Source organism: Flavobacterium collinsii, from assembly GCF_946903285.1.
Classification (GTDB): Bacteria; Bacteroidota; Bacteroidia; order Flavobacteriales; family Flavobacteriaceae; genus Flavobacterium; species Flavobacterium collinsii.
The window spans coordinates 1,481,378-1,503,683 of record NZ_OX336425.1 but is presented as its reverse complement, the minus strand read 5'-3'; the positions used below and the strand labels follow the sequence as shown (position 1 = coordinate 1,503,683).

The following is a 22,306-nucleotide window of genomic DNA, read 5'->3' as shown; positions in this document are numbered from 1 at the left end:
TATTTATAAATAATTAATTAATTCCTTTTTCTTTCATCACTTTATTAAGCTCCTTTACCAAGGCAAACATTAGCACTGTTGCAAACATTAACAATGCAAAATTAACCCAAAAAAAGTTAGCTTTATTATCGTAGGTGTCCCACATACTAGCCAAAACTCCACTTAATTTATTCCCTATTGAAGTAGATAAAAACCAACCTCCCATCATTAAGGATGTAATATTTACCGGACTTAGTTTAGACACCACCGATAATCCCATTGGACTTAAAAACAATTCTCCTATGGTTATGATTCCGTAATTGGCTACCAACCACCAGACACTCACTTTCTCCGCCCCATCATGACCAATTTGAACGGCAGCTATCATAACTAAAACCGACAATGCAGAAATTAATAACCCAAAGGCTATTTTAGTTGGTGTTGAGGGCTCTTTTTTTCTTGAACGTAAAAAAGAAAAAAAAGCAACAATCAAAGGGGTTAGTATGATTACCCAGGCAGGGTTAATAGATTGACTTAAATTGGTTGCCCACAGATGTACTTTACCTCCTTCTGCGGGAAGTTTCTCTGGCGCAACGTTTCTAAAATATAGCGGATAATTTACTTCTTTCTGAACTTCACCATTTACTTTTTGCAAACGAAACTGATGATCATAAAGTTCTACCGATTCTTTTTTATATTCGACTTCTTTGGCTAATTTTAATTTTCCAACAAGCTGACCCGTTGTTCCGGTAACTTCTCTGTCTGTATAGCGATCTGCCCAAGTGGTAAGCGCTGAGCCATTAAGTTTAAAAACCGCCCAAAATAAAATAACAACACCAAAAATAGCCAACAAAGCTCCTATTGGTCGTTTGTCTTCTGCTTTTGCTTTAAAATAAAGTGATCCGTAAAAGAAAATTATCGGAATACAGGCAAATATAAAGGCATCTGTACTATCTGAACCAAAAATATAACTGTCTAAATTTGTTTCTGACGTTACTCCTTTTATCAACCAGCCAATTGCTCCAAAAACAAAAGATGGCAATAAAATAAACAGGATGATTTTGTAAAACGGCATATCGCCTTCCTGTACTCCTTTTTTCTGATCATGGCCTACATAATGTTTTGTACCCAATAAAAACACAATAACACCAATAAACATACCTACACCCGCTGCCATAAAAGCCCAATGCCAGCCTAATAGAATTTGCAGTGCAGCACCAAAGAAATTACAAATAAAACCTCCAACATTAATTCCCATATAGAAAATATTGTAGCCTTCGTCTTTTTTATCTTTATATTCTTCATTAGAATAAAAACTTCCCAATAGTGTAGAAATATTAGGCTTAAAGAAACCATTTCCCACAATCACCAAAGTCATGGCAATATAGAGCACCGTTATATCATGAACTCCCATTAAGAAATAACCAATACCCATTAAGATTCCCCCCAAAACAATCGATTTTTTATAGCCTAAATATCGATCTGCGATAAGTCCGCCAATAAAAGGAGTTAAAAAAACCAATGCGATAAAGGTTCCGTATAAGTCAGAAGCTTCTTTCTCGGTCATAGCAAAACCATCCTTTACATCTTTTAGATATAAAGTAAATATTCCAATCATTAAGTAATATCCAAAACGTTCCCACATTTCAGATAAAAACAAAAAAGGCAATGCTTTAGGGTGTTTTTTCCACATAACTATACAGTCTTTAAAATTAAAATTACCTACAAGCCTAGACCTGTAGGTAATTTTTTATATCTAATAATTATTAATTATCGAACGCCATGCATCATCTTTTTCAAAAATGGAGTTAACGCAAATAATATGATTGCAGCAAGTCCTGTAAGCACTACGAATACCATGAAAAACTCGTATAAATTATGGATTTCAAATCCAGCAAAGAAGTGATTATGTGCACTGATTTGATGTTTCTCTAATAAAGCCAATTGTTCCGCTGTTGGTGTAATTTTGTTATCTAAAACTGCCTGAAGATCGATTCCTAATTCTTTTGCTTTTGCAAATTTATCTCCTGTTGCAGGCAAGATAGAACCTAAAGTTCCTCCTAAAGCATAACCGGATGCATTTGACAAGAAAAAGACTCCGTATAACAATGAAGCGAAACGTTTTGGAGACAGTTTACCTACCAATGACAAACCAATTGGAGACAAACACAATTCAGCACATGTATTTAAGAAATACAATAAAATCAACCATTTTACCAATAACAGGCCTGAAGTTCCAATATAAGAAACCTGAGTTGCAATCATGAAGAAACTTATAGAAATCACGACTAAACCAACGGCTAATTTTACCGGTGAGATTGGCTCTGTTCCTTTGGCTCTTAAAGTATCCCAAAGTATACTAAAAGGTACCGCCAGAATTACCACAAACAGTCCGTTGAAAATCTGAACCATTGACGGTGGCATTTGCCAGCCAAAAAAGTTTCTGTCCGTTTGATTGTCTGCAATAAAAGTCAATGATGAACCAGCTTGCTCAAAAGCTGCCCAGAAGAAAATGATAAAAAAGGAAACGATATAAATAACGATAATCCTGTCTCTCTCAATTTTAGTTAAAGAAGTGTCCGAAATAATTAATCCGGCTAATGATAAACCACTAGAGTAGATCAAAGTATAAATCAGGTTCTGACCTACCACATAATGAAAAAAGAATCCTAAAGCTACAAATGCAATTCCGGCAACTGCTAACGCTTTATTTGAGAAATTTGCTTTTTGCGCTTCTCCTTCTTCAAAATCAGAAGCGTCATTTTTAGAAGGCAAACCTCCTAATGGTTTTCCTTCAGGAGAAACTACGTATTTATTCTTTAAAAAGTAAAAAAGTAACGTCCCTAATAACATTGCAATAGAAGCGGCAAGGAATCCCCATCTAAAAGCATGAATATCTCTAATTCCGCCAGCATCTTTTACATCTCCTAATAAAGGACAAATAGACTGGCCTAAAAAAGCTCCAATGTTGATACCCATATAGAAAATAGTAAAAGCACTATCTAATTTTGTTTTTTCCTGTTTTGGATACAAACTTCCAACCATACTTGAAATGTTTGGCTTGAAGAATCCGTTACCAAAAACAATAACTCCTAACGCCGTATACATAATGATTGTAGCAAAGGCTCTGTTACCTTCAAAAACACTACCACTGGTAAACAACAACAACTGTCCAATTGCCATTAACAATCCGCCTAATAGAATACAGTTTCTGTTTCCTAAAAAACGATCGGCAACAAAACCACCCAACATAGGTGTTAGATAACAAAGTCCTAGGAAACCTCCATAAATTAAAGAAGCCTCTTCTTCCTTCATCAATAATGAATTCACAAGAAATAAAGTTAATAAAGCTCGCATTCCATAAAAATTGAATCGCTCCCACATCTCCGTTCCAAATAATACCCAAAGTCCTTTTGGATGTGCAGTTTTTACTTTAGTTTCTCCCATATTCTTTATTATTTATTTAAGGTTTTTAGTTTTATGTTATAAATTTTCTTTGATAAAGTTAGTCATTTTGTTATAAAGCTGAATTCTGGTCTTTCCGCCATGAATCCCGTGGTTTTTATCCGGATAAATCTGAGAATCAAATTGTTTATTCGCTTGAATTAAAGCTTCCATCATTTGCATTGAATTTTGCACATGCACGTTATCATCAGCCGATCCGTGAATCAATAAAAATTTCCCTTTTAATTTATCAACGTGATTTATCGGAGAGTTCTGATCGTAACCGCTTGCGTTTTCCTGAGGAGTCTGCATGTATCTTTCTGTGTAAACACTGTCATAAAAACGCCAGTTTGTTACCGGAGCAACTGCAATTGCCATTTTGAAAACATCGTTCCCCTGAAAAATACAATTTGAAGCCATAAATCCACCAAAACTCCATCCGAAGATTCCAATTCTTGCAGGATCAACATACGGATAAGCGCCGATTACTTTTGCAGCATCAATCTGATCTTCTACTTCGTATTTTCCTAATTCTTTTTGAGTTACTTTTTTGAAATCAGCACCTTTATAACCTGTTCCTCTACCATCAACACAAGCTACGATATAACCTTGCTGTGTAAGAGATACAAACCAATAATCATCTGGATTGTTCCAGTCGTTATTTACCTGTTGAGAACCCGGACCAGAATACTGGTACATGAAAACAGGATATTTTTTTGAAGGATCAAAATCTTTCGGTTTTAAAATCCATGCATTAAGCTCATTTCCTTTTGCTGTTTTTAAAACGAAAAATTCTTTTGCCGGTAGGTTGTAAGCTACTAATTTAGAAGAAAGATCTTTGTTGTTTTCGATAACCTGAATTTCTTTTCCCGTTTTAGCCTCGTTCAAAGTATAAGTAGTTGGCTGTAGATTACTTGAGAAAGTATTAATAAAGAACTGAAAGTTAGGGCTGAAAGTTGCCGAGCTCGTTCCTGTAATTTTAGACAAACGAACTTTGTTCTTTCCATCTAAAGCAATGCGATAAATATCTCTGTTGATTGAACCGTTTTCTGTAGATTGGTAGAAAACTGTTTTGTTTTTTTCGTCGAAACCGTAGTATGAAGTTACTTCCCAGTTTCCTTTTGTGACCTGATTCTTAAGCTTTCCGTTTTTATCATACACATAAATATGATTAAACCCGTCTTTTTCACTTGTCCAGATAAAGCTATTGTCTTTTAAGAAGGTTAAATCGCTGGTAACATCGACATAAGCTTTGTCTTTTTCATTTAGAACCACTTTTGCCGCTGCAGTCGTTCCATCTACAAACAACAAATCCAAATTATTCTGGTGACGGTTTAAAACCTGAGCCGACAATACATTGTTGTCATTTGTCCATTGTAATCTTGCGATATAAAAGTCATTGTAGTTTCCTAAATCTACTTTTTTACCCGTATTACCCACCGCATCATATATATGTAGAGATACTACTGAGTTTTTTTCTCCTGCCTTAGGATATTTAAACGTTTCAATGGTTGGGTACAAATCTTTTTGAAATATAGACATCGAAAATTCCGGAACGGCACTTTCGTCAAAACGGATATAAGCTATTTTTTTACTGTCTTTACTCCAGTCGAAGGCACGTACAAACGCAAACTCTTCTTCATAAACCCAGTCCGTAATACCGTTGATAATGGCATTCTTCTTTCCATCGGTTGTAACCGCTGTTGATTTTTTTGACGCCAGATCATATACATACAAGTTATTTTCTTTTGCATATGCGATTTTAGTCCCATCAGGAGAAAAAGTCGGTTCCTGAATCTGAAAATCAAACAGTTTAGTTAACGATTTTGTATTAATATCATATAAAAAATAATCTGCTGTAAACGAATGACGGAAGATTTTTTTGGTATTGCAGGCAATTAAAATCTTTTTTTCTGAGGCATCAAAAGTATAACTGTCAATCCCTTCAGAAAGCGCTGTGTGATTCTTGGTATCAATTAAATTAGCTACTTTTTTTAATGTTGCAAAGTCATATAAATCGATTTGCATGCTTCTGCTGGCCTGATCTACATTTAGAACTGTATATTGCTCTGTATTTTTTAACGATTTCAGTTCATCCATTCCTTTTGCCCGAAATGCTCCACTATAAATATTCTCGACCGTAATTTTTTGCTGGCCGAAAACAGTCGCAACTAAAAACAAAAATATAACAGTAATTTTACCTGTATTCATTAGAATTATTTTAAATATAAAAAAGAGCCCAATTTTAGTAAAAAAAATGAACATAATACCCATTATAATTGTTAAATGTTAAAAAAAATAACGATTGCGTACTTTTCAATTTTCAAATACATTGCAAACAAAAGTCTTAAAATAGTATCTTTGCCGCAACTTTATTATTTAAAATACTGAGAATGAACAACGCTGTTGCCGGATTTTCGAAATTATCCAAAAAAGAAAAAATAAACTGGATTGCCAATACCTATTTTTCAAGCCCTGAAGAGGCCCTGACTATTATAAGAAATTACTGGAATACAGACGAAAAGCTACAACAATTGCACGATGAATTCATTGAAAATACCATCACCAATCTTTACATCCCGCTTGGAGTAGCGCCTAACTTCCTGATCAACGGAAAACACAAAACAATTCCGATGGCAATTGAGGAAAGTTCAGTAGTTGCCGCAGCATCAAAAGCAGCTAAATACTGGTCGACGAGAGGCGGTTTCAAAGCCACTGTAATCGCTACAGAAAAAATCGGGCAGGTTCACTTTACCTTCAACGGAGATGCCCAAAAACTAGAATCTTTTTTTAATCAGATTAAACCTAAAATTTTATCTGACACCCAAAGCATTACCAAAAATATGCAACAACGAGGTGGCGGAATTCTAGATATAAAACTAAAAGATAAAAGAAGTCTTCTCGAAAATTACTTTCAGCTTCATGCAACTTTTGAAACCAAAGACAGCATGGGAGCAAATTTCATCAATTCCTGCCTGGAGCAATTTGCTACTACTTTAAAAGACGAATTTCACCATTCTGATTTATTTTCAGAAGATGAAACTTTAAAAGTAATTATGAGCATTTTGTCTAATTACGTTCCAAATTGCATTGTTAAAGCAGAAGTTTCTTGCCCTATTGAAGATCTAACAGAAAAACACATTTCAAATCCACAAGAGTTTGCCGAGCGTTTTGTACAAGCTGTTCAGATTGCGGAAGTAGAACCATTCAGGGCTGTTACACACAATAAAGGAATTATGAACGGAATTGACGCTGTAATTCTTGCAACCGGAAATGATTTCAGAGCAGTTGAAGCAGGGGTTCATGCTTATGCCTCCAAAAACGGCCAATATTCAAGTTTATCTCACGCTAAAATCGAAGACGGAATTTTTACTTTCTGGCTTGAAATTCCATTAGCACTGGGAACTGTAGGCGGATTAACTTCTTTACATCCATTGGTAAAATTGTGTTTTGATATTCTTGAAAAACCTTCAGCAAAAGAATTAATGGAAGTTGTAGCGGTCGCTGGTCTTGCGCAAAACTTTGCCGCCTTACGCTCCCTGACCACTACCGGAATTCAGGAAGGACATATGAAAATGCACCTTAACAATATTATCAACCAATTTGAAGCGACTGAGGAAGAACGTCATTTAATTAAAACTCATTTTAAGAAAAATGCCGTATCGCACAGTGCTGTAGTTGAGTTTATTGAAAATCTAAGAAAAAAATAAAAAATCCAAATAATATAGTTTCCGAATAAAATTCCAAATTCCAACGTTAATTGGAATTTTATCCCGACGTTTCGGGATTGGAATTCATTTTAAAATTGAAGAATGAAAACAACCTTTTACAGTAACGGAAAACTTTTAATTACAGGCGAATATCTAGTCCTGGATGGCGCCAAAGCTTTTGCTTTACCAACAAAATTTGGACAAAATCTAATCGTCGAGAATGGTTCAAATCAAGAAATCCAATGGAAAAGCTATGACTTTGACGAACACCTTTGGTTCGACGATACGATCACTTTCTCTGATATTATAAACAATCCAAAAACTCAAATTGAAACCGTAAAAACGACTTTAATTGAAATTTTGCATGAAGCTTATTTGTTAAATCCAGATTTTATAAATACTTCTAAGGGATATAAGATTAGTACGCAACTAACGTTTCCAAAAAATTGGGGACTTGGAACATCTTCTACCCTTTTAAACAATATTGCTCAATGGGCAAAAATTGATGCTTTTACGTTGCTTAAAAACAGTTTCGGTGGAAGCGGTTACGATATTGCGTGCGCACAAAATAACACTCCTATTATTTATCAATTAGAGCAGAATTCACCATTGGTGGAAGCCGTAGACTTTAATCCAGATTTCGCACAAAACATTCATTTTATTTATCTTAATAAAAAACAAAATAGCAAAACTGCTATTAAAGCTTATTACAACAACAAAAATCAAAACCTAACACAGAATATTACTGACAACAATAAAATCACCAATGCTGTCCTAAATGCAAAAACAGTACAGGAATTTGCAATAGCTTTAGAGAAACACGAAATTCATTTAAGTAATATCCTGGAATTAGAAACCATACAAGAAATTGCTTTTTCAGATTTTAATGGCGTAATAAAAAGCCTAGGAGCTTGGGGTGGAGATTTTGTAATGGCGGTTTCAAAACAAGATCCAAAAGATTATTTTACATCAAAAGGATACGAAACAGTTCTTTCTTATCACGAAATGATTTTGATTTAAATTTATTCACAACATTACTTTACCAAAGTTTTAAAAACTTCAAAAAGAATTTCTCTCAAAATTAAATCCATAAAAAAAACCCGAAACATTCAAATTGAACGTTTCGGGTTTTATATTTTTATTTAATTACTAAAGACTAGTAGTTAAACTGTAATCTGTTATCTTCAATTTTAGCATTAGCTTTCAATGCTGGTAAAATTCTGCTTGCATCAGATGCACTTTGCGCTTTTACTTTAGCAACATACTCTGCATGGTTAGCCGCTGCAGGAGCTTTAACTGTACTGATGTTTTTTACTACATATACACCTGTGTTACCTTCAATTGGAGCTGAAATTTTATTTGCAGCTAATGCGAATGCATTACCTACTACTTTTGGCTCTTGTCCTACTCCTCCAGGTAATACTGGATTGTCCATAGTAACATTAGCAGCTTGCTGAACAGCTACACCAGCACTTTTAGCAACAGCCTCTAGTGATGAACCTGTCATTTTAGCTTTTAAAAGCTCTGCTTTTTTCTTGTTTTTCAAAATTGACTCTACATAAGGCCTTGCCAATGTTACAGATACTAAACCAGATTTGTTTTCGCTTTTGTATTGTGCAATTACGTGACCGATATTAGCCAATTCAAAACGCTTCACATCTCCAGTGTTCGTTTCTTTGTCAAATGCCCATCTGATGATGTTACGTTGGTTTCCTAATGGACCAAATGCTTCATCCATAGCTTTTGCTGTTACAGGAGCAGCAACTTTTAATCCTAATTCCTTTGCTGTAGCATTGAAATCTTTATCGGCAGCATCCATTTCAAATTTAGTTGCCAATGTGAATACTTTATCAGAAGTAGCTTCAGATGGCTCAATTTTTTGAGCGATAGTAGCTAAACGAATTCCGTCTTGTTTGTCAGTAATTTTGATAATGTGAAATCCGAAAGGAGTTTCCACTAAACCAACTTTTCCAATTCCGTTACTGAATACAAAATCATTGAATGGTTTCACCATTTGGTTTGGACCAAAATATCCTAAGTCACCACCTTGTTGTGCAGAAGAATCATCTGAACTTGTGAAAGCCAACATCATGAAACTGTCTGGGTTTGCCTGAACCTGAGCAAGAATTTCTTCTGCTTTAGCTTTAGCTTCTTCTTTTGTTCTTTTTTCTTTTGCGTTTGGAGTTTGAGATCCTTCGTATCCAATTAAGATATGACTTGCTTTTGCATTAACACCAGCTTTAAATCCTAAAGATTTAGAGATTGCATAATATCTTCCGAAAACATATGGTCCGTAAATTGCCCCAGCTGGTAAGCTGAATAATTTATCAGCATCAACTGCTGGTAAAGCATTTTTAGGCACATAAGTTGAATCGTAAGGAACATCAGAATTTGAATTTACAAATTCTGCGATGTTAGTAGCACTTTTAAAACCTGGCAAAGTATCGTTTTTACCTGTTTTTGCATTGTACTCTACTCTTCCGTTTAGTAATGCAGTGATTTTAGCTTTAATTTCAGCTTCGTCCTCTTTCGAAGCTTTGTCTTCCACTAAAACATACTGAATTTCACGAGTAGCATCCGCTTTGAATTTCTTCTCGTTTTTCTTCATATAATCTACAATTTCTGTATCAGAAATTTTTACTTCACTATCTTTAATTGAAGAATATAAAGCCGCAACGTAAGCAAAGTTAACTTTGTTAGCTTCCATTTCATATTTCAGCTTTCCTTCACTTACAGTCGTGTAAAGTCCCGCTTTTACTAATGTGTTATAGATCTGGAATTTAGCATTTAGCTCAGCATCTTTTTCTTTTTGAGAAATGAATTGTGCTGCCTCAGGATTTGTTTTAAAGTATTCTTTAAATTTAGCTACGTCAAAAATACCAGCTGCATTTAAAAACATCGGGTTTTTACCAATATTCGGATCTGCTTTTAAAACTTCAAGTAAGTGTTTTTCACCTACTCTTAATCCTAATTTATCAAACTGTGCTGATAATAATGCGATTGAAACCTCTTGGTCCCAAACTCTGTTTGCAGCTTCAGTGGAAGTAATTCCTTGACCACTTTTTTCAACATTACTAACTTTAACTCTAAAGTCTTCAAATGAAATATCTTTTCCATCGATGCTTCCCACATCTTTTGAACTTTGACCAAATGTTCCTCTTGTGAATAGATCTTGTATTATAAATGCAAATAATGCAAGTGCAATAACTCCTATCAATAAAGCGGAACGCTGTCTAATTTTTGCTAAAACTGCCATTTTTATTATCGTTAATTTTATATTCAGTTTGCGAAAATACAATTATCTAGTTAATAACAATACAACTAGCGTTTTATTTTACACAATTTTTTTTATTAATTTAAAAAATCACTCTTTTATCGTCAATTTAACCAATTCAATTTTCTTATTTGTGGCTTCTTCGATCACAAAATGATAGTTCCCAATCACTATTTCTTCTCCCTTTTGAGGAATTTCTTTGGTCGAATTCACGATAAACCCACCTAAAGTCCCGTAAGAATCCTCCTCAGGAATTGTTAGTTTATAGGTCTCATTGAGATACTCTACATCTAATCTTGTCGAAAACAAATACTTACCTTCTCCCAGCTCCTGTTCTATCAATTCCTCGTCTAAATCGTGTTCATCTTCGATCTCACCGAAAAGCTCTTCAACAATATCCTCTATCGTAATAATCCCCGAAGTTCCTCCATATTCATCCAAAACAACAGCTACATTTCTTCGCTTTTTAATCAATAAGTTCAGCGCATCTTTTATCAAAATCGTTTCAGGAACAAATTCAACTGTCATTAAAACCGATTTTATTGTTTTCGGCTTTTTAAACAAATCAAATGAGTGTACGTAACCCACAATATCATCAAGCGAATTTTGACTCACTACAATTTTGGAATACCCGGTTTCTATAAATAATTCTTTAAGATCTGCGACGCTGTCAAATAAATCTATATCAACAATTTCCGTACGCGGCGTCATGATATCACGAGCTTTTACTCCTGAAAACTCCAATGCATTTTGAAAAATCTGAATTTCAGAGTCTACTTCAGCATCATCTTCAACAGCGTTCATTTGTTCTGCAATATAGTTCCCAAGTTCAATTTTACTAAAATACAACTGTATCTGATCTCCTTCTGTTTTGAAAAACTTTCGCAATACAAAATCTGAAATCCAGATGAAAAAAGTCGAAAAATAATAAAATAGTCGGTAAAACAAATAGGCCGGAATGGCAAAAAATTTGATTAATGTATTGGCATAAATCTGAAAAAAAACTTTCGGAAAAAATTCTGCCGTTATCAAAACGATAAAAGTCGAAACAACAGTCTGAACCAGCAGACTTGCCAAATTTGAAAAATGAAATCCTAAATTGATGATAGACTCCAGGATCAAATCTCCCATGTAAAACCCATAAACAACCAGTGCCACATTGTTACCAATAAGCATTGCGGCAATAAACTTTGAAGGATTCCCGGTAAGTTTTGTTAGAATTTGTGAGGCAAAATTATCTTGTTTCTTTTCGATTTCAAGATAAATCTTATTCGAGGAAATAAAAGCTATTTCCATTCCTGAAAAAAAGGCTGACAGTATTAAACATAGTATTATAATACCAATTTCCATTTTTTACTGTTTTTTATTGCGATCGTCAAATTTCTTGACAAATTTCCTCCTGAAGAAAAACATAAATACTGCCATACCCGCAATTATAAAACTCAGAGCAGCGGTATCATTTCCATCGTTTATCTTTGTAAAACCATCATAAATAAAATAAATGGCAAATATGATGTAAACGTATTGTGTATATTTTAAATAACCCATAATCTGTATTTTTATTCGTTTGATTCTATTTCACCGCTAACACGCTGAGAATTAATCACTTTAAAATCCTTACTAAAATCTATCCCTTGCCCGTTTGAAGCTCCTTTTGCATCCGTAAGCTTAAATTTTCTTTCGGTATAAAACCACTCGTTATTCTGATCGAAGTACAACTGTTCTGTTTCCAGCATTTGTCCTTCTTCTGAAGTGATTCTTACTTTTCCCTGCAAATCAATTATACCGGTTGGCTTGTACGAAACAGCATAATTTGATCTTATAAAGGTACGTTTTTGATTTTTATCATATAAAGTAACATCAATTCCTTTTGGGAATTCCGTAAAAGGAAAGTCAAGATTAGAATAGTCCAACATTTTAGGACTTTTCAAAACTCCTGTTATACGTCCGGAATCTGTATATTTTATATCAACGGTATCTGCATCACTTCCAGGAACGAACTCTGAGAAGTTAATTTTCTGAACTTCTTTAAAATTACTTTCGCACCCAAAAAACAGTGTCACAGTAAAAACTGTGACAACCGCTATTATATATCTCTTTGATAAATTCATTTGCCAAATGTAGTAAATTGTAATGAGCTTAAAAAAACATAAGAGCTTATGCTTAATTGAATTTACTTTTCACGAACCATTTATCATTAAAAGAGAAGCTCACACTAAAGTTGAAATAATTCTCCTGAACCAACCCAGCTGACACTGTTCCTCTTTTTCCAAACTCAACACCAATGTTAACATTCGAAAAAGACCCGTTATTAAGTGGAATTCCAGCTCCTAAAGTCATACCCAGATCATTGATCTCCTGATTATTTACCACCAAACCAATTTTCTCGTATTTTAATCCAGCTCTATAAGTCATTCTGCTTAAATAACTTGTAAATGATGCATAGTTAGGAATGTAATACCCACCGATAGCATATTTTTGATATTTTTCGTAACGAACATTATCTCTTGTGTTGTAATAGTTTGCAAGCTGTCCATTTCCTTGAAAAGAAACTGTAGTACCCACCAACCATTTTCTGGCTTCTCCGATACCGGCACCAAATGTTATTTTGTTCGGCAGTTTTAATTTATCTTCATGATCAGGAGCCGTAATCGGATCAGGATCACCATCTACCTGAATAACTCTTGTGCTGTTTGAATTTAAAGTACTGGCAAAAGTATAATTCAAGCTTGTAAATAAACTCAGTTTTTTATCAATTTTTGTTTGATACATCGTACCAATATTAAAACTAATACCAGACAGTTCAGAAGCATTTGTTTCTCTCGTTGCATTTTGAACGCCAGTTACCAGCTCTAAACTTGTGGTCGTGATTTTCCCAAAATTATATTGTGCATCAGCTCCAATATTCCAGTTCTTTTTAATTTTGTATCCTAAACCAACAAATACTTTATTAACACCACCTTTTCCCTGAAGCTGGTTACTTGTTGCTCCTTCTGTACCTGTTAGGTCATTTTGAATTTTATATCCAACAGAAGTTACCGGAACTAAACCGAACGCTGCACCAAATTTTCCCATCGGAATTCCCAATGCCAGATAATCAAAAGTGGCTCTTTGTGCCTTTTCAGATTTCTCACTGGTTTTCAAATTAGACGTACCAAAAGATCCCCCAACTGTAAAAGTTGTAAACTTTAAACTCGCGTAACTTGCAGGATTCTCAATATTCAGGTGAATACTATCCTGTTCCACTGCAACTCCGGACATAGATCTGTTTTCAAGAGTTCCTTTAAATCTTACATCACCAATTCCGAAAAAAGAATAAGGCGACGCAGTACCTTGTTGAGCGAATGAAACGAACGAGATAAGCAAACAAGCGCTTACTATAATTTTTTTAATCATTGTCGATTTTATATTGAAATGTTTGGTTCAAACTCTCTAAAAGGAAATTTGAATTGGCAAATATGGTATTTTTTAATCGTTTAGCCAAAAAATCTGCATCACCTCCCGTTAAAATTATTATAAAATTTGAAAAGTTTGCGCGATATTCATCGATAAAACCATCAATCTCATAGACGAAGCCATTGACTACTCCGGAATGAATCGCTTGTTTTGTAGAATCTCCTATATAGGAATCCGGGGACTCTAAAGCGAGTAAAGGCAGTCTGGCCGTATAGTTATGCAAAGATTCATAACGTAATCTCAGGCCCGGAGAAATAGCCCCCCCCAGATAATTGTCCTTTTCGTCGATAAAATCGTAGGTAATACAGGTTCCGGCGTCAATTACCAATCTGTTTTGTTTGGGAAATTTTAAAGTAGCTCCAGCTGCCAAAACCATTCGGTCTATCCCTAATGTTTTTGGAGTCGCATATTTATTGGTGAACGGAAAAACATCCTCATGAGTTAAAAAATGGACATTTAACTCTTTTTCGAAAGTCAAAAAAGATTGTTTTTCGATATTTCCGACCGATGCCACGACCAAATCAGAGCAATTTTGATATTTTTCTAAAATTTTTTTAATTTTTTTTTCGAGCTCCTTTTTCTCAAAAACAAAATTTTCAAGAACACTACCTCCTTCAAATACAGCAGCTTTAATTCTGGTATTCCCAACATCAACCGTTAAAATCATTTTTGTTTTTTTAGCCCTGCGAAGATACGAATTGATTTTTTTAAAAAAATATTTTGGATAAACGAAAAATGATTCTATCTTTGCACCCGCAATGTGCACAGCACGGTACCTTAGCTCAGATGGTAGAGCAATGGACTGAAAATCCATGTGTCCCTGGTTCGATCCCTGGAGGTACCACAACAACCCGAATAGCAATATTCGGGTTTTCTGTTTTTAATACTTTTCTTCCTGATTTATATCGGCACCAACTCCCCAATTTTCCAGAACCTTATCGCAAAGAATAAGCTGTTTTAACAATTTGCCGCTTTTAACAGCTGCAATCGTTGCTACTATTTTCTTTCCGGTTACACAATCTTTTGCTAAACCTCCTACTCTTACAACCGATTCAGGACTTTTACACTTCTTTCTTTTTTAATTTTAACGCAATTAGTAGGATTAAAAAACTACAATTATCCTCATGCTTATTTTTCGTTAAAAAAGTATTAAATAAATAAAAAAATATCTTCTATATTCGCAAAACCATAATTTAAAGTTTTATTTTTTATCAAGTACACAAAGTCTATTAAAGTCTGTTTATGAGCAACACTTCAACAAAGGGTATCTGGAAAGTGATTTCGGCGTCATCAATGGGGACCATGATCGAATGGTATGATTTCTATATTTTTGGAAGTTTAGCGGTCGTAATCTCAACAAAATTCTTTCCCAGTGACAATCCTACTGCTGCATTTCTGTCGACTTTAGCCACTTTTGCTGCCGGATTTGTTGTACGGCCTTTTGGAGCATTGTTCTTTGGAAGACTTGGTGATATCATTGGGCGTAAATATACTTTTATGGCTACTTTGTTATTAATGGGTGGTTCTACTTTTTTAATAGGCTGTATTCCGGATTATAACACCATTGGCTTTCTTGCTCCTCTATTGGTTTTAATTCTTCGCTTACTGCAAGGCCTTGCCCTTGGAGGAGAATATGGCGGAGCAGCTACTTATGTCGCAGAACACGCTCCTGCTAATCAAAAAGGATATTGGACTTCCTGGATTCAAACTACAGCGACCGTTGGTTTGTTTATTTCTTTAATGGTAATATTAGCAACGAAAAACATTCTTTCGGCCGAGGATTTTGACTCCTGGGGATGGCGTGTTCCGTTTTGGGTTTCTATTGTAATGGTAGGAATTTCGTATTTGATTCGTAAAAACATGGACGAATCTCCTGTGTTTGCTAAAGCCAAAAAAGAAGGAACAACAAGCACCAATCCGTTGAAAGAAAGTTTTGGAAACCGATACAACCTGAAGTTTGTTTTACTTGCTTTGTTTGGCGCTACTATGGGACAGGGCGTAGTTTGGTATACCGGGCAGTTTTATGCGATGAGTTTTATGAAAACGGTAATGAATGTCGACTCTTCTCAGGTTGATGAATTATTGGGAATTGCCCTATTACTTGGCACTCCGTTTTTTATATTTTTCGGATGGCTGAGCGATAAAATAGGACGAAAACACATTATGATGGGCGGAATGCTGCTTGCCATTTTATTTTACAGGCCTATCTATAAAACGATGTACAACACTACTGATCTGAGCCACAAAACCGAACTTATTTCCAAAACCACGCAATCGATTGAAATAACAAAAAGTAAAGACTCTATTTACACTACTTATAAAGAATATAGCGACGGCACAGCTTTACTGGAAAAGAAAACACATTTTACAAACAAGAATCAAACTCAAATCAACACCACTATTACGATTAATTCCGCTAACAAATGGACTTTAATCTTTTTCGTTTTCATCCAGGTTTTATTTGTTACGATGGTGTATGGTCCTATTGCGGCCTTCCTGGTAGAAATGTTTCCAACTAAAATCAGATATACTTCAATGTCCCTACCTTATCACGTAGGAAATGGAATTTTTGGAGGCTTACTGCCTGCAATTTCAACTTATTTTGTCACACATGCTAAAGAGGCCGGCAAACCGGATTTTTATCTTGACGGACTCTGGTATCCTATTATCATTGCCTCTGTCTGCTTTGTCATTGGAATGATTTACATCGATAATAAAAACAAAACGAATCACCTTTAATATTATAACTATGAATACGATCAAACAAATTTTAGGTGTTTTATGGATTATACTTGCCATTGCAGCGGCCTATTTTTGCATTTTTGAATTTGGATTACCCAAGCTGCTTTCGGACAAACAGGATGATTTGGTCTTTGGGACCATCATTCTTTTTATCCTCACCCCGTTAATTGTTTTAGGACTGGGAACTTTTGGCTATTTCTCTGTAATCGGAGAGTACAATAAAGAAAGATAAGGGGTGAAAAAGGAAAGGGCTGCCTAAAAATAGACAGCCCTTTCGCACCACTAACAAAACCAAAAATCTTTTACTTGTCAGGTATGTTCTTCGTTTATATCGATAAAATTATTTCTTAATGAGCTTCATTACCTGAGTTACCCCCTTCTGGTCAACCGCTTTTACAAGGTATAAACCTGTTTTCAGATCGCTTACGCCAAACTGAAAATCCGGATTTCCATTGGTAGTAAAACTTTTCACCAATTGCCCTGAGATCGCATAAATCTGAACTTTTGACATTGATACATTTAAGGTAAAATAATTCGAAACCGGATTTGGATACAATCGTACTGAATTTTCTTTTTCGAAATCGGCTATGGCTAAACTGGCCTGTTTGTTACCATAAATTCTGAATTCTCCCGCCGGAAGATTTAAGGGCGCATTGACATCGGTAACATTAATAGTAGAGTTGTCCATTAAATTGTACCATTCACCGGCATATTGAAAACCTGTTGGAACATTTTGGGCCGTAACATCAAAATTAGCGACAATCAAAACATCTTTTAACTCGGTTGATGATAAAGTACTATTAGTAATTTTTATGTTTACAGACAGTAAATTTGCGTTTGCAATTACAGGATCTCCCAAAAACACAGGCTCTTTTGTTTTTAGCGCAATCATCTTTGCCCAATCGTTGTAAATTTTATTTCGCACTGAATTGCCCAACCAGTTATTTACCCATTGAGGCTGCGGTTTTGTATCTAATTTACAATCGCCCGCAACACCATCGAAATCGGTGTTGACCGAATTATCGTTACAGGTAAAAATAGAGTTCTCCCATCCTAATTCTCCAAAATGCCAAATCATTTTTGGCCCCGGAACCAATAGTGAAACTGCTCCAATTGCCGACATTCTGGACAATGCTGTGTCTAGTGTTTTTACATTGTATCCTCCGCCAGAATTTCCGTATTGTATGTTTTTATACATCAAACGTTCTTCATCATGGCTTTCGGCATATCCCATTAATCGGTTGGCTGTAAAACCGTGGCTGCTGCTGGCCATTCTTGAAATATTACTCTCACTCGCATACCCCATTGACAATTGATTGTACGGTCCTGTCATTTTTCCCCACATCATTACTCCTTTAGACGGTGTTTCAGCAATTCTGTAATTGGCCCATTCCTTCTCCTCGTTATCAGACCCCAGGTGCTCAAAAATAGTGTAATGTGTAGGGTCGAGACTCCATGAATAATCAGCATATTTCTTTAACACATCTACTCTGTCCTGTTGGTACGCATCAGTACATGCTCCATCAGAAGCGGTACAATTCTGGGTAAAACCTTTGGTCAAGTCCCAACGGAAACCGTCAATTTTATATTCTTCGATCCATTGTTTAACCACACGTTCGACATAATTTTGTGTTTTTAAGGCCTGATGGTTAAAATCTTCCCCAACATTATACGCATGTTTGGCAACTGTATTAAAATAAGGATTTTCGGCGGTTGGCGAACCAAAACCGTCTCCGTCAGGATCGTTCATCCACATTCTCACCATAGGATTTCTTCCGAAAGCATGATTTAAAGCAACGTCCAGAATTACTGCAATTCCATTTTGATGACATAAGTCTATGAATTCTTTTAACTTGTCTGAAGTACCGTAAAATTTATCCAAAGCCATATGAAACGAGGTGTTATACCCCCAGCTTTCATTGCCTTCGAACTCCATTACCGGCATTAATTCGATTGCATTTATTTTAAGGTTTTTAAAATAATCCATCCGATCTATTAAACTTTGGTAATTTCTGGCCGCATCAAAATCGCGAACCAAAACCTCATAGACTACTAGTTTTTCTTTTTGAGGTTTTACAAAATTGTTTATCTGCCAATTGTACGGAGTTTGACCGGTTTTCAAAACGGTCACTTCAAATTGCTGTCCTGCCGGATAAACAGGCATGTTAGGATAAGAAGTTGTAGGAATGGAAGGATCATCAAAAGGCGATAACACTAAAGTGGAATACGGATCGGCCGTTTTTACTAAAGATGGGGAATTAGCCAGCGGCGTAGTATCTACCACCCAATATTGATAGGTATAAGTAACTCCCGAAACTAATCCGGTTAATTCCATCCAAAATTTTCCCGAAGCAGGATCTTTTTTCATGGTGTAGGCCGAAATTGGCTGCCAGTTATTGAAGCTTCCGGCAACATATACAAAGTCTTTTAAAGGCGCATCCAAAACCAAAGTCGCTTTTGTATCATCAGTCGAATTGTAGTTAATTCCGTCAACCAAGCCTGTCGGCATTGCCTGCGAAACAGTATTTGGATTTATTACAACCGAAAACTTTTTTACAATCGTAATTCCTGCCTGAGTGATACTCAATTCGTAACTCTGATTGTTAGCAACTCCAACATGAGAATAAGAATAACTTGCGGTGCTTGAATTTGTATTGATAACCGTTCCGTTTGCCTTTAAGGAATAACTTGCTGCACCGTTTGTATTTGTAGCAGCAATATCAAAATTAGATCCCGATGTTATAATTGATGCACTGTTTTCTGTTGGCGAAGTTAGCAAAACCTGAAAACTGCCCACTTCTACTAAAATGTCCTGCGATTTTTTATCGCCATTTCCATTTTTGGCTTTTACCAAAAAACCAATTCTTCCAATCCCTGTAGTACTGTAATAGGTAGTTGGTGTAATTGTTTTGGTATACGTATCTGTACCCGAATTATAGGTAAACTTACTCGCCTCGCTTGAGGCATCCCAGGAACCATTATCCGGAGTTCCTTTTTGAGAAGTATCGTTGGTATCAAAAGCCCAGGCCCACATATACAAGGAATGGTCAGTAATTCCCCAGCTGCTTTCATCAACACTTGTGCCGTTAATGGTTATGGTAATTGGTGTAGTCTCTTCAAAAGTTGACGGACTTACGGAGTGACTTATGGTTTGCGTTTGGGCAAAAGTAGCCACAGACCACAAAAATGTGATCAATAGTAAAGTTCTTTTCATAATGTGGTTGATTGGTTAGTTAGTCTGACTAAAAAAGGGCTATCTTCTAACAGATAGCCCTTTTTTAAATTATCAAATCCTAGTTCTTTTTAATAGTATAAGTTTTAGCAGTAAAATCTATAACGATAGTGTAATTCCCTGCTACTGTAATAGGAATATTAGCTCCTCCAGCATCCAAAGTCAAATCATTACCATCATCTCCAAAATTAGTACCCCATGAATCATCTAGTCTAAATTTGACATCTCCTACTGTTAATGGTCCAACATAGGAATATTTTTTAGTGCTTAAATCATAATCTAAATTTGTATCAGGGTCATTCCATCCGTTAGGAGTCGCAGAGCCAATAATACCCCAATTTGGCCAAGCTGGATAAGGAGTCGCTGTAATTGTATAAAAGTTTGAAACCTGACTTACTGAACCTGTTGTTCCTAAGGAAGATTTAACACGTACATCAATCTGAGCTGCCTTAAATGGAGCAAAACCAGCATTTAAACAAGCTGTATTAAGGTCTGCAACCGTAAAACTTTTAAATTTATCGGTTGTTGTAGCCACTACCGTAGGAGCTTTAAAATTAGTTCCTGCAGCAGCCATTTCCAAACTATAAGTCACAACAGTCTTAGTTCCATTATACTGAGCATCATCCCATACAAATGTTGTTGCCGCATTTGCTGCATTTGTATTCTGAAGCACAATGCTAAAATCAGATTTTGGAGTTAATAATACCGGTGCGGTTGCCGCTTCAATTACAGGTCTGTCTTGTACATCATCCGCATTACATGATACCGTTAGTACACCAACGAATGCAAGTAAAATTCTATATATATTTTTCATTTTATTATTTTTTATAAGGTTAGTTAGTATCCTGGATTTTGTTTTAAAGTTGGGTTTGCCTGAATCGTTTTTAAAGGAATTGGCATTAAATCTCTGGAAGGATCTGTAGCACTACCGTTCATAACTCCGCCTTTCCACTGCCAAATTTTAGATCCTCCTGTGAATTTTCCAAAACGAATCAAATCGGTTCTTCTGTGACATTCCCAAAACAGCTCTCTTCCTCTTTCATTTAAAATAAAGTCCAGTGTAAGATCAGAAGCCGCAATTGCCGCAGCACCGGCTCTGGTTCTAATTTTATTCACATATCCTACAGCCGTAGCGATGTTACCTGCACTTGCTCCTCTTACCGTAGCTTCAGCATACATTAAATAGACATCTGAAAGTCTATACATCGGAAAGTCCGTATCCGGAATATCATTTCTTTGTGCTGCAGTTCCATCAGAATTTACGTTTGTATATTTAGTAACCGCATATCCTTCAGTAAAAATATCCACTCTGGCAATATCTAAATTTTGTCCTTTAGTATAAAAAGTCCCTCTTTTATCAGCTGTTGCAGTTGCATCAGGAAAAAGACCAACAAATTCTCTACGAGTCCTAATTCCTGCCCAGCCACCATTCATTCCCTGAGCAGCCGCATCCATACTACCACCAATAGAAGCATGAAGTATAAAACTCATTCCACCACCAGTAGCTCTAATCGCATTTCCATCACTTACAACAGGGAAAATAAATTCGTTTTGAGCTCCGTTTCTATTATTATCTGCCGAAAATAAATTTTTGTACGGTATGTTAGCAAAAGTATATTGTGAGTTATCAATAATATCTTTACATACAGTTGCTGCTTCATTATTTCTATCTGTTCCTGTATAAACTTTTGAATTCAGATAAATTTGTGCTAATAAAAACTTAGCCGCCGTTTTATCTACTCTTCCATATTCGTTTTGTTTAGAAGCTACCAGACTAGCATCGATATCTTTTAACTCCGATTCGATAAAAGCAAAAACTTCAGCTCTTGATTTTTGTACCGGATAAAAGAATCCTACAGGGTCATTTTCTGTTGTAATTGGCACATTGCCAAACAAGTCCATTAGATTGTAATACGAAAAAGCTCTTAAGAAACGAGCCTCTGCTCTAAATGCAGCTATTTGAGCTTTTAAATTAGCATCAACTCCTCTGGCAGTCAATTTATCATCTGTAGTTTGTCTTAAAAACTCATTGGCAACACTAATGTGATAAAATGCTCTCGAGAAAGTTCCGTACAAAAACTCATTATCTGCCGACCAGGTCTGTCCATTTAAGCTTGGCAAATTACCATCAGCCCATGCGATAATTGCCTCATCAGTAGGGAATTCCTGTGTTACAAAAAGCAGTCTCAAATAACTACTAAAATCACCACCAAGTCCTGCTATATCAGGATTTCTTCCAGGTACATTTGCATCACCGTCACCATCATTTCCTCCTACATACAGTCCGGCATATAATTTCGCCAAAACCTGTTTGTATGAAGCCGGATCCTTATAGAAAGCTTCAGAAAGAAATTCATCATCATCCTTAGGTGTCACGTTTAAATCGTCCGTACACGAAGTAAGCGTCATATTTAATCCTAAAATAAATAGGAAAAAATAAGATATATATTTAAATGATATTTTCATTTT

16 protein-coding genes and 1 tRNA gene are annotated in these 22,306 nt (G+C 35.6%); 5 read left to right on the top strand and 12 right to left on the bottom strand.

Annotated elements, in window-relative coordinates; all coding sequences use genetic code 11:
- Positions 1-13: 13 nt before the first annotated feature.
- From OGZ34_RS06685 to OGZ34_RS06675, 3 genes are all read right to left on the bottom strand, one after another.
- Complete coding sequence (locus OGZ34_RS06685; protein WP_173967109.1) at positions 14-1,672, bottom strand: peptide MFS transporter; 1,659 nt, start codon at positions 1,670-1,672, stop codon at positions 14-16.
- Positions 1,673-1,749: 77 nt separating this feature from the next.
- The gene (locus tag OGZ34_RS06680) at positions 1,750-3,426 is read right to left on the bottom strand and encodes a peptide MFS transporter (RefSeq protein WP_173967110.1); all 1,677 of its coding nucleotides are present in this window, start codon (positions 3,424-3,426) and stop codon (positions 1,750-1,752) included.
- Positions 3,427-3,462: 36 nt separating this feature from the next.
- Positions 3,463-5,634, bottom strand: coding sequence for a S9 family peptidase (locus OGZ34_RS06675; RefSeq protein WP_173967111.1), 2,172 nt, complete (start codon positions 5,632-5,634; stop codon positions 3,463-3,465).
- Between the two features lie 182 nt (positions 5,635-5,816).
- Here OGZ34_RS06675 and OGZ34_RS06670 point away from each other — a divergent pair, with 182 nt between their 5' ends.
- Together OGZ34_RS06670 and OGZ34_RS06665 are read left to right on the top strand one after the other, a co-directional pair.
- Positions 5,817-7,133, top strand: a complete 1,317-nt coding sequence (locus OGZ34_RS06670) for a hydroxymethylglutaryl-CoA reductase, degradative (RefSeq protein WP_173967112.1) — start codon at positions 5,817-5,819, stop codon at positions 7,131-7,133.
- Positions 7,134-7,235: 102 nt separating this feature from the next.
- Positions 7,236-8,153, top strand: coding sequence for a GYDIA family GHMP kinase (locus tag OGZ34_RS06665; protein ID WP_173967113.1), 918 nt, complete (start codon positions 7,236-7,238; stop codon positions 8,151-8,153).
- Positions 8,154-8,289: 136 nt separating this feature from the next.
- Here OGZ34_RS06665 and OGZ34_RS06660 read toward each other — a convergent pair whose 3' ends face one another.
- From OGZ34_RS06660 to OGZ34_RS06635, 6 genes are all read right to left on the bottom strand, one after another.
- Entirely contained in the window at positions 8,290-10,389 is a 2,100-nt protein-coding gene (locus OGZ34_RS06660; RefSeq protein WP_173967114.1) for a peptidylprolyl isomerase, read from the bottom strand.
- Between the two features lie 108 nt (positions 10,390-10,497).
- Positions 10,498-11,757 (bottom strand): hemolysin family protein, encoded by a 1,260-nt coding sequence (locus OGZ34_RS06655; protein ID WP_263362529.1) that lies wholly within the window; start codon positions 11,755-11,757, stop codon positions 10,498-10,500.
- Between the two features lie 3 nt (positions 11,758-11,760).
- Entirely contained in the window at positions 11,761-11,955 is a 195-nt protein-coding gene (locus OGZ34_RS06650) for a hypothetical protein (protein ID WP_173967116.1), read from the bottom strand.
- Between the two features lie 11 nt (positions 11,956-11,966).
- On the bottom strand, positions 11,967-12,518 hold the full coding sequence (gene lptC / locus OGZ34_RS06645) for an LPS export ABC transporter periplasmic protein LptC (protein ID WP_173967117.1): 552 nt from the start codon (positions 12,516-12,518) through the stop codon (positions 11,967-11,969).
- A gap of 52 nt (positions 12,519-12,570) precedes the next feature.
- A complete protein-coding gene (locus OGZ34_RS06640; RefSeq protein ID WP_173967118.1) occupies positions 12,571-13,803 on the bottom strand; it encodes a hypothetical protein in 1,233 nt (410 codons plus the stop codon).
- Positions 13,796-14,530: a type III pantothenate kinase gene (locus OGZ34_RS06635; protein WP_263362528.1), complete on the bottom strand. Its 735-nt coding sequence runs from the start codon at positions 14,528-14,530 to the stop codon at positions 13,796-13,798. The genes OGZ34_RS06640 and OGZ34_RS06635 overlap by 8 nt, the downstream gene beginning before the upstream one ends.
- Before the next feature lie 104 nt (positions 14,531-14,634).
- On the opposite strand from OGZ34_RS06635, the gene OGZ34_RS06630 reads away from it, so the two are divergent.
- The 3 genes from OGZ34_RS06630 to OGZ34_RS06620 all read left to right on the top strand — a co-directional run bounded on the left by OGZ34_RS06630 (position 14,635) and on the right by OGZ34_RS06620 (position 16,837).
- A tRNA-Phe gene (locus tag OGZ34_RS06630) sits at positions 14,635-14,707 on the top strand.
- Positions 14,708-15,105: 398 nt separating this feature from the next.
- Complete coding sequence (locus OGZ34_RS06625; protein WP_263362527.1) at positions 15,106-16,602, top strand: MFS transporter; 1,497 nt, start codon at positions 15,106-15,108, stop codon at positions 16,600-16,602.
- Between the two features lie 10 nt (positions 16,603-16,612).
- A complete protein-coding gene (locus OGZ34_RS06620) occupies positions 16,613-16,837 on the top strand; it encodes a DUF6814 family protein (protein WP_263362526.1) in 225 nt (74 codons plus the stop codon).
- Positions 16,838-16,945: 108 nt separating this feature from the next.
- On the opposite strand, the gene OGZ34_RS06615 is transcribed toward OGZ34_RS06620, so the two are convergent.
- From OGZ34_RS06615 to OGZ34_RS06605, 3 genes are all read right to left on the bottom strand, one after another.
- Positions 16,946-19,819, bottom strand: a complete 2,874-nt coding sequence (locus tag OGZ34_RS06615) for an alpha-amylase family glycosyl hydrolase (protein ID WP_263362525.1) — start codon at positions 19,817-19,819, stop codon at positions 16,946-16,948.
- Positions 19,820-19,898: 79 nt separating this feature from the next.
- Complete coding sequence (locus tag OGZ34_RS06610) at positions 19,899-20,651, bottom strand: SusE domain-containing protein (protein WP_263362524.1); 753 nt, start codon at positions 20,649-20,651, stop codon at positions 19,899-19,901.
- A 23-nt stretch (positions 20,652-20,674) separates the two neighbouring features.
- Positions 20,675-22,303 carry a RagB/SusD family nutrient uptake outer membrane protein gene (locus tag OGZ34_RS06605; RefSeq protein WP_263362523.1) on the bottom strand — a complete coding sequence of 543 codons (1,629 nt, stop codon included), beginning with the start codon at positions 22,301-22,303 and terminating at the stop codon, positions 20,675-20,677.
- Between the last annotated feature and the right edge of the window lie 3 nt (positions 22,304-22,306).

What these genes read in the sequence shown, in the direction of transcription:
- OGZ34_RS06685 (WP_173967109.1), bottom strand. Translation starts at nt 1,672, where the DNA reads ATGTGGAAAAAACACCCTAAAGCATTGCCTTTTTTGTTTTTATCTGAA.
- OGZ34_RS06680 (WP_173967110.1), bottom strand. Translation starts at nt 3,426, where the DNA reads ATGGGAGAAACTAAAGTAAAAACTGCACATCCAAAAGGACTTTGGGTA.
- OGZ34_RS06675 (WP_173967111.1), bottom strand. Translation starts at nt 5,634, where the DNA reads ATGAATACAGGTAAAATTACTGTTATATTTTTGTTTTTAGTTGCGACT.
- OGZ34_RS06670 (WP_173967112.1), top strand. Translation starts at nt 5,817, where the DNA reads ATGAACAACGCTGTTGCCGGATTTTCGAAATTATCCAAAAAAGAAAAA.
- OGZ34_RS06665 (WP_173967113.1), top strand. Translation starts at nt 7,236, where the DNA reads ATGAAAACAACCTTTTACAGTAACGGAAAACTTTTAATTACAGGCGAA.
- OGZ34_RS06660 (WP_173967114.1), bottom strand. Translation starts at nt 10,389, where the DNA reads ATGGCAGTTTTAGCAAAAATTAGACAGCGTTCCGCTTTATTGATAGGA.
- OGZ34_RS06655 (WP_263362529.1), bottom strand. Translation starts at nt 11,757, where the DNA reads ATGGAAATTGGTATTATAATACTATGTTTAATACTGTCAGCCTTTTTT.
- OGZ34_RS06650 (WP_173967116.1), bottom strand. Translation starts at nt 11,955, where the DNA reads ATGGGTTATTTAAAATATACACAATACGTTTACATCATATTTGCCATT.
- lptC (WP_173967117.1), bottom strand. Translation starts at nt 12,518, where the DNA reads ATGAATTTATCAAAGAGATATATAATAGCGGTTGTCACAGTTTTTACT.
- OGZ34_RS06640 (WP_173967118.1), bottom strand. Translation starts at nt 13,803, where the DNA reads ATGATTAAAAAAATTATAGTAAGCGCTTGTTTGCTTATCTCGTTCGTT.
- OGZ34_RS06635 (WP_263362528.1), bottom strand. Translation starts at nt 14,530, where the DNA reads ATGATTTTAACGGTTGATGTTGGGAATACCAGAATTAAAGCTGCTGTA.
- OGZ34_RS06625 (WP_263362527.1), top strand. Translation starts at nt 15,106, where the DNA reads ATGAGCAACACTTCAACAAAGGGTATCTGGAAAGTGATTTCGGCGTCA.
- OGZ34_RS06620 (WP_263362526.1), top strand. Translation starts at nt 16,613, where the DNA reads ATGAATACGATCAAACAAATTTTAGGTGTTTTATGGATTATACTTGCC.
- OGZ34_RS06615 (WP_263362525.1), bottom strand. Translation starts at nt 19,819, where the DNA reads ATGAAAAGAACTTTACTATTGATCACATTTTTGTGGTCTGTGGCTACT.
- OGZ34_RS06610 (WP_263362524.1), bottom strand. Translation starts at nt 20,651, where the DNA reads ATGAAAAATATATATAGAATTTTACTTGCATTCGTTGGTGTACTAACG.
- OGZ34_RS06605 (WP_263362523.1), bottom strand. Translation starts at nt 22,303, where the DNA reads ATGAAAATATCATTTAAATATATATCTTATTTTTTCCTATTTATTTTA.